Genomic DNA, 7892 nt, shown 5'->3' with positions numbered 1-7892 from the left:
ACAAGGCTAGAAAGAAACTGCATGGCTTCAAAATTCCATTATTTCAATTTACATGAGATCTAGAGAAATCTTTTATTAAAACATTTATTATTATTTCAGGAGAGGATTTCAATGCTGTTAAACATTTATTTTGACACTTTCAACTCTTATGCTTAAGACCCCCACGCACTCCTTAAGACGAACTTTAATGTATCCCGGTGTATATTTTCGTTTGAATCTCACCTGCTCATCAGAAAATGAAGAAACTAGAAAAAAATTTAGAAAACATGCGCTATTCTCAAAATGTTATTCTTAAAATATTTGGCGGAAAGAGAGGGATTCGAACCCTCGGTAGATTTATCACCTACAACGGTTTTCGAGACCGCCCCATTCAACCGCTCTGGCATCTTTCCATAAAGTTCAGTATACTTATATTCCCCTTAAAAGTATAGAGAGATCCATAACATAAAGTAACATTTACCCCATATTGGTTCTTGACGTATCGATTTTTTCCTTTAACTAAGGCCCGTCCTCAATTCAGCCAAATGACAAGTGAAGCCCAGTGAATAGCGCCTAAAATTAGAAGATATTTTATCATAACGCAGAGCAATCGTTCTGTACTGCTTTCGGTTTAGCGAAGAAATTCTCGATCAAATGGCGGGATTTAAAAAAATACAGATATCTGTCATAATTAAGCCCCAAAACGGGTTTTTTTAGGAGGAATAAGGACCTTACACCTCTTTTCTTTGAGTTTTCGCCGCCCCTTTTTATCGGCATCATACACTTATCGGCAAGCACCGCACCAGCCTTCACAAGGTAATCAACGCCATCGGGGCCTTCCAAAATCATTGGGCTGACCTTTTGTCAAGTAAAAAGCTATGGGATTGCTGGCGGGATTTCCTTGGACATCACAGAGTGCTTGGATCTTAGTGCTTACCCCTCCAACGGACCGTCTCCACTAGCTTGTTTTTCGTCTTTTTTTAGCGCCAGCACTGTGTTAGTGGGCGCGCACAGTCGTGGAGTAAATCATCGCGTACAATTATTGGCGTCTTTTGCCAGCGTCTCAAAGACTCTTTTTTTTCCATAAGCCCTTTTGGCCCTACCTCGTAAAGCGGGTTATGAGTAGCTTTAAAATTACAAAACCTCTCCGGCCACGAAATTTCTGCACGGAACGATATAAAACAGCCTCCACAAACAGGTGATTGCAGTTTTTCAGGTAAAAGATTCTTTTTCTTATCCCACTGATACCCCCTCAACGCATAACGTCTCATTGAATAAAAATTTCTTTTGGAATTTTATTTTCTATTAAATTTTCAAAAAACAACTCAATTGAGGACGCCCCCTCATTACTTCTTATGCATTTCAGAAAAATTTCTTAAATTGGTAGATTTGTATGTTAAGGCATTAAAAATAATAAAAAAATTTAAGTACTGTGTTAATTTCCTCTTGAGACCAAGAGAATCTCATGGTACACTTACGTACTTTTGGCATGATTTGGATAATTAATTAGAGCAGTTAAGCTTTTTAGAATGAATAAAATGTAGAGTGCTAAGCAGTTACTTGAATAAGTAATGCCATCAATTAAAAAAGTTTTTGATACCGTAGAGGAAATATGACCGAAGAGCGTAAAGATAAAAAACGTAAACCATTAGGGTTAAATGTAGGACAACCCCAACCTAATCCTGCAGGAAAAGAAAGTGTAAAACAAACCTTTGTTCAAGGAAAAACAAAGCGTGTTACGGTGGAGGTTCGTCGCGGTTCCCGTGCAGCTTCAGATAGACGCCCGGGGGGAACGTTTGAAAAATTTACAGATGAAGAACAGTTGCGCCGTTTAAGGGCTGTTCAGCAATCGCTACAGGAAAAAGAAGAAGCTGAGTTGTTGCGCATTGCTAAGGAACAGGCAGATAAAGAGCGAAAAGAACTTGAAGCACAGGAAGAACAAGCAAGAATAAAAAGCGCTCAAGAGGAACAAGAAAGAATGAGCGCTGCTCAAAAACTATCTGGGGTTTCTTTAGATCAAAACATTGAAGGACTTTTAAAAAGTGAAGTCCCTTCTTTAGATTCTTCAAGTGAAAGTACTTTAGAAGAAAATTCTTCGAAAAGCACAGCAGAAGAAAAAAAAAGAAAGGCTGGAAGCGACCGTCCCCTTGAGAGAAGTGATGCATCAAAAGTAAAGCGTTCGAAAACAGAATCAGAAGAAGCCGTTCGCCCTTTTGCAAAGCGCTCTAAACAAAAATATGAGAAAATTTCAACTCCCGTAACACCTCTTACTCTAGAGGATGATTTTATCAGTACTTTGGAAGAAACAGAGTCTTCCTTCAAACGAGGAAACGTTCATCGTAGTAAAACAAGCAGAATAAAAAGAGAAAAAAAAGTTCCATCTGTTGTTTTAAGATGTATAGAGCTGACTGGCCCTATCGTTTTACAAGATTTGGCAGAAAAAATGGCAATAAAAGCACATAAAGTTGTCCAGCTTCTTGAAAATTTTGGAAAATCCACAACTGTGCATTCTGTACTAGATGTTGAAACCGCAGAATTGATTATTTCTGAAATGGGACACAAAAGTCTTCGCGTTGGGTTAGAAGACTTAGAAGCACGGTGGTGGAATGTTCAGGGAAAGACTTTGGAAGAGCGCCCCCCCGTTGTTACCATCATGGGACACGTAGATCATGGAAAAACTTCTTTGTTGGATGCGTTACGCCAAACTTCAGTAGCCAGCGGAGAAAAGGGAGGAATTACTCAGCACATAGGCGCCTATCAAACTCGTCTTAGCTCTGGGAAGCAAGTTACTTTTATTGATACTCCAGGGCATGAAGCTTTTGTACGCATGCGAGAAAGGGGATCTGCTGTAACCGACATCATTGTATTGGTTGTGGCAGCAGATGATGGAGTCAAAACACAAACCATTGAAGCTATCCATCATGCAAAAACTTCTGGGGTTCCTGTCATTGTTGCCATTAATAAAATTGATAAGGCTAATGCGAAACCGGATATTGTTCGATCGGAATTGTTAAATCATGGAGTGGTTGTAGAAAAAATGGGAGGAGAAGTCCTAGACGTGGAAGTTTCTGCCCTTACAAAGAAAAATTTAGACGTCTTAATAGAAACTATTCTCCTTCAAGCAGAAATGATGGAGCTAACGTGCTCTCCTGATACAAAGGCACGAGGAACTATTATAGAATCTCATATGCGTAAAGGACACGGACATGTGGCTACTGTACTTATCCAAAACGGAACTCTGCGTAAAGGAGATATCTTTGTTGCAGGAATGTTATCGGGAAAAGTGCGTATGATGTTTGATGCGCAGGGGTGTGTGGTACAACGCGCCACTCCCGGGCAGCCTGTAGAAGTTTTGGGTTTTTCCCATTCTCCAGTTTCAGGAGAGCGGTTTTTGTCACTGGAACAAGAATCTCAAGCAAGAGAGTTCGTAGAATGGAAAAAATCTCAGATGCTTTCTGGGACCGAAGAACCTTTGTCAAAATTACCAGAGACCTCTCATGATTTAGAGCAATATTTTAAATCCCAAAACGTAAAAACCTTATTTTTGGTCATTAATGCAGATGTTCAAGGCAGCATAGAAGGATTAACTTACGAACTTCAAAAAATTCACCATGGGGAAGTAGCCCTTCAGATTATATCTTCTGAAGTAGGACCTGTAAGTGAAAGTGATGTTATGTTGGCTAAAACTTCTAATGCGGTGATTTTAATGTTTAACACTTATGTTTTGCCCGATGTTCAAAAGATTATAGACCGCGAAAAAGTAACAGTATTAAGTCATCAGATCGTTTATCGCGCAACAGAGGAAGTAAAAGCATTGTTGGTGAAGCTTCTTTCTCCGGAAATTCAAGAACACTTTCTTGGAAAAGCAGAGATAATAAAAGTATTTCACGTAAAAAAAGCTTCTTCCATTGCAGGATGTTTAGTAAAAGAAGGAATGCTTCGACGTGGAGAGTTTGTAAAAATTTTCCGTGACAAAACCATGCTTTTTGAAGGAGAAATAAAAAGTCTTCGTCATGTTAAAAATGATATGAAAGAAGTAAAATTTGGATATGAATGCGGTATGATTTTAGAAGGATTTGATGCGTTTGAAGTAGGAGATCGTGTTGAGTGTTACGAAAAACGCAGCATTGCCAGAGAGCTTTAAAAAGGTCAGTACAGCAAAAATCCATAAAAAATATGGAAACTTTTAACAAAGGTAGCATGATAAATCGTGTGTCTGCAAAGGGTTTTCTACGAAATCTCGCAAACCGATGGCGTTGTCGAGCGTTATTTTGTTCTATGGAAAACGTTTTATCTTTTCCCTAAAAGAGGCGGTTACTTGGAATAATTTTATTAAAACCTTCCCAATGATCTACGAAATAAAATAAAATTTTCCATTTTTTTAATCGTTTAAAAAGTCGTTTGAATGTTTGACTCAAGTGATCACCGAATTCAAAATCGATGAGCCATTTTCCAGCACGATCATAGACTTTAGAAATCCAAGCTTTAAAAATCCAAATATCCAAATTTTTTTCTTCTTTTTTTTAAATAATTCCAAAATTCATCGACTTCCATGACAATACCTTTGTCTTCTGGGGAGGTCTCAACTTTGGCGCATAACCTTGATCCTAAAGTACGCCCCCACTTCAAAACAGCTGAGCAATTCGGTTCATTGAAAGGCCGCTTGCGTATAAAACGAGGGCTTTCATCTTGTCTTTCTCGGGCACACCTCGTGAAATTTTTTCCACATTTTTTACATTGGTACCGCTGAACCCCTCGAACAAAACCTCTTTTAAAGCACTCCGAACATTCACAAATTTTACATACAATCATTTTTAGAGACTTTTAAACGCCACCCTTTACTGATTCTAACAAAAAGCATCTTTAGTTAAAAGCTTCGAATATGTAGGTTGTGGGTTATATTTTATTCCCCCCATGATTCATAACTATTTGTGAATTTAGGTGGCGATCTTCCTTAATCACGACCTTGCTTAGAGTAATTCCCCACACGGTTGTTACTTTTTTTTCTTTTAGTGCGTTTGTACACGCTTTTAGCGTTGCTCCTGTCGTATAAACATCATCGATTAAAAGTACTTTTTCAGAAAAATGAAAAGGTTGGGGAGTGTATTGAAAAGCTCCTTCAACATTCAAATAGCGTTCCGATGCGGTTTTTGATCCTTGGGAGTCTGTATCTTTGACCCGTTTAAGAGAAGTGTAATCACAAGGAATCCCAGTATGCTGACTTAACCACCGCGCTAACAACAAGGCCTGATTAAACCCCCTTTGTATTAATCTTTTTCTATGAAGAGGAACAGGAATAATTAGCGTGGTCTGCGCACAATATTCTAAAAGCAAACGCAACATTTGATGCCCAAAAAACTCAGTCAACCAAATCTGATGGCTGTGCTTAAACTTAAAAATTAGTTGCTTAATAGAAGCCCCATACTTCCACACAGAGCGATGCAAAACCAGCGGGCTTGGGAAGGCATAACAAACGTTACACAAAGCATCCTTTGCCCAATACTCTAAAGGATCTCCACAAACCGAACAAAGCGGCGAAGAGATAAATTCAGTTTGAACCCAACACCCCTGGCAGAATCCCAAACTGCTTACGCCGATTCCACACAAAACACAACGAAAGGGAAAGATATACTTAATCACATAAAATATTACTCAGATGGCCTTGGAATCATGTGAGAAAAAATATCTTCCGTAAACCCGGCCACATCCAGCATAACGCGATAAGGCAAGAATTGATAAACAGCTTGAGCTAAACTTTGTCTTCCCTCTTGTTCTAAAATCTCATCCAGCAGCACTCGAAGTTCATGTAAATACATCACATCACAAGCAGCATAATGCTTTTGTGCTTCAGTTAGTTGCGCTGCACCCCAATAAGAACTTTGTTCATTTTTAGAAATCTCCACGCCTAAAAGTTCTCGACACAAAGCTTTTAAGCCGTGACGTTCTGTATAGGTCCTTGCAAAGCGCGAAGCCACTTTTGTACAATATATTCCCACTGGAAGCACCTTCCAAGTTCGATACAAAATTCCCATATCAAACCGCGCATAGTGCATCAATTTTTCCACATCTTTGCGTTCCAAAAGCTGACATAAGTTAGGCGCAGGCTGGGGAATACGATGAATCCTTATTAAATGAGCAACGCCGTCCCCAAAGTTAAGCTGCACTAAGCATAAACGATCTGTAACCTTTAAGCCAGTTGCCTCGGTATCCAGCGCAACCCCTCTGTTAAGCCTAATTCCCGCCTGCAAAACATGTTCTGGCAAATCATGTTCGTATACTTGAATGCTTTTGTGTTTATGAGGACGCTTTTCTGGATAATCATAAGAAGATGATTTAGTCACTGCGAAAATCCTATAAAAAAACGACCTGATTATAACAGATTTACCCACCTTAATGCAAATCCTTAATACAAGCCTTTTTTCTTTACTTATTTATTTATGTATTGAAAAATTAAAAATAATATTTTGAAAGAATATTAAATTTTTTTAATTTTTTTTCAATATTGAAATATTTTTAATGTTAGAACCTGTCTTCAAAATTTAAATAAAATAAATACAATCTGATAGAAAGCTTAGTTAAAAGGTAAATGACATACCCTATCCGAGAGGATTTGAGTGACACACAATGGAGATTTAATAAAATCTCATTGTGATACAGGGGATTGTGGCAAAAAACGTAAGAAAATGCTTACTATAGTTAGCGTGGTGGCTCAGAAAAAAAGATTAACTTAGAGAAGCTTGAAGAGTACGTCAAAGAAAGCCAAGATATGACCTTGAAAAAAGCTGCTCAAGAATTTAGGGTACAATCAGTTCTGGTTAAAAAGATTAGGCTATAGCTAAAAAAGACTTTTCCTACGTGGAAACAAGAAAAGAAAAGCGCAGTCAGTATCAAGAATAGATCAAAGATATAGCGTATCCAAGTATTGTATAATATTGATATTGATGAAAGCGGCATTGATATGGCTATGTGCAAATGCAGAAGGGTGGGGCAAAAACAGTGAAAAGTTGGTTGGCACAAAGAGTGGGTAAATAGTATCAAAAAACAAATAGTATTGCCGGTTTTGTTAATAACAGGCCGATAGCACCACTGGGGTTTAACGGATCTTGCAAGATAGTATTATTCCAAGCTTGGGTAGAAAAATTTCTGATCAAGGAACTAAAGCCTAGTCAAGGTATTATTATGGATAATGCCTATTTTCATAAATCCAAGATTTTACTTCCTTACTCTCTTGATTTGAATCCAATAGAGAAATTCTTTGCTAATGAAGAGGTGACAATATACTAAATTTCAACGCTCTATTCGACGCTTTAACGTATCTTCTTCAACTTAAATACTAAACAGAATGTTTTATCTTATAAAGACAGGCTGTCAGTGGCGCTTTTTTCCGCAAGAATACCCTCCGGAAAAGTGAGCACAGGTTTTACATGCAAACAAAACAAAGGGGAATTTGGAAGAAAGTGACAAAAGTTCTTATGGAAAAAACCGAATAACAGTGGACGAAATGCTAATCCGATAATTACTTACAAAGTGCAAAAACAACGCACAAGGCTTTAAATCAAGGGATTGATGGGGGGAAAAGGTCAAAGAACGTAAACGCCATAGTGTCACGGATCCCCCCTAGGACATATTTTTCATCTGAAGGTTCACACTATTGCGGGATGCAAGGTACTTCATAAGGTAGGTATAAAATATCCATCGCTTCAAGACGTATGCTCAGAAGCTGGTTCTCGTAAAACGTTCGAAGAGTTACTCAAAACATATTAGGCCCCTTGAAAAAACATAAAATAAAACTTTGTTTATGTACTGGAAAAGAAAGATAAGTAAGTACGAAGAATAAAAAGCAGAGACAGAAAAAAGCTTTAGAAGATTAACCGGGGTCAAAAAGTCAACTTTTGAGAAAATGGCCCAGATCT

At 38.1% G+C, this 7892-nt stretch carries 7 protein-coding genes, 1 tRNA gene and 1 pseudogene; 2 read left to right on the top strand and 7 right to left on the bottom strand.

From position 1 onward, the window contains the following. Positions 1-301: 301 nt before the first annotated feature. Together K737_RS05740 and K737_RS12140 are read right to left on the bottom strand one after the other, a co-directional pair. A tRNA-Ser gene (locus tag K737_RS05740) sits at positions 302-392 on the bottom strand. A gap of 119 nt (positions 393-511) precedes the next feature. Then, a pseudogene (locus K737_RS12140) lies at positions 512-1250 on the bottom strand (IS5 family transposase). Between the two features lie 341 nt (positions 1251-1591). Here K737_RS12140 and infB point away from each other — a divergent pair. Beyond that, the gene (infB, locus tag K737_RS05725; protein ID WP_006294597.1) at positions 1592-4123 is read left to right on the top strand and encodes a translation initiation factor IF-2; all 2532 of its coding nucleotides are present in this window, start codon (positions 1592-1594) and stop codon (positions 4121-4123) included. A gap of 157 nt (positions 4124-4280) precedes the next feature. Here the strand turns inward: infB and K737_RS10630 are convergent, their stop codons facing one another. From K737_RS10630 to K737_RS05705, 5 genes are all read right to left on the bottom strand, one after another. Next, positions 4281-4484 carry an IS1 transposase gene (locus K737_RS10630; protein ID WP_006294596.1) on the bottom strand — a complete coding sequence of 68 codons (204 nt, stop codon included), beginning with the start codon at positions 4482-4484 and terminating at the stop codon, positions 4281-4283. Then, entirely contained in the window at positions 4465-4608 is a 144-nt protein-coding gene (locus K737_RS10320) for a hypothetical protein (protein ID WP_162471410.1), read from the bottom strand. The genes K737_RS10630 and K737_RS10320 overlap by 20 nt, the downstream gene beginning before the upstream one ends. Next, on the bottom strand, positions 4605-4772 hold the full coding sequence (locus K737_RS09665; protein ID WP_152531115.1) for a helix-turn-helix domain-containing protein: 168 nt from the start codon (positions 4770-4772) through the stop codon (positions 4605-4607). Before K737_RS09665 ends, K737_RS10320 begins: the two co-directional genes overlap by 4 nt. Before the next feature lie 103 nt (positions 4773-4875). Next, a complete protein-coding gene (locus K737_RS05710) occupies positions 4876-5619 on the bottom strand; it encodes a ComF family protein (protein ID WP_006294592.1) in 744 nt (247 codons plus the stop codon). Positions 5620-5627: 8 nt separating this feature from the next. Beyond that, positions 5628-6320, bottom strand: coding sequence for a ribonuclease D (locus K737_RS05705; RefSeq protein WP_006294591.1), 693 nt, complete (start codon positions 6318-6320; stop codon positions 5628-5630). 380 nt (positions 6321-6700) lie between these two features. On the opposite strand from K737_RS05705, the gene K737_RS11515 reads away from it, so the two are divergent. Next, positions 6701-6814: a hypothetical protein gene (locus K737_RS11515; RefSeq protein ID WP_075260367.1), complete on the top strand. Its 114-nt coding sequence runs from the start codon at positions 6701-6703 to the stop codon at positions 6812-6814. The last annotated feature ends 1078 nt before the right edge of the window (positions 6815-7892 follow it).

This window comes from Holospora undulata HU1 (genome assembly GCF_000388175.3).
GTDB lineage: Bacteria > Pseudomonadota > Alphaproteobacteria > Holosporales > Holosporaceae > Holospora > Holospora undulata_A.
This window is presented reverse-complemented; position numbering and strand designations above follow the sequence as displayed.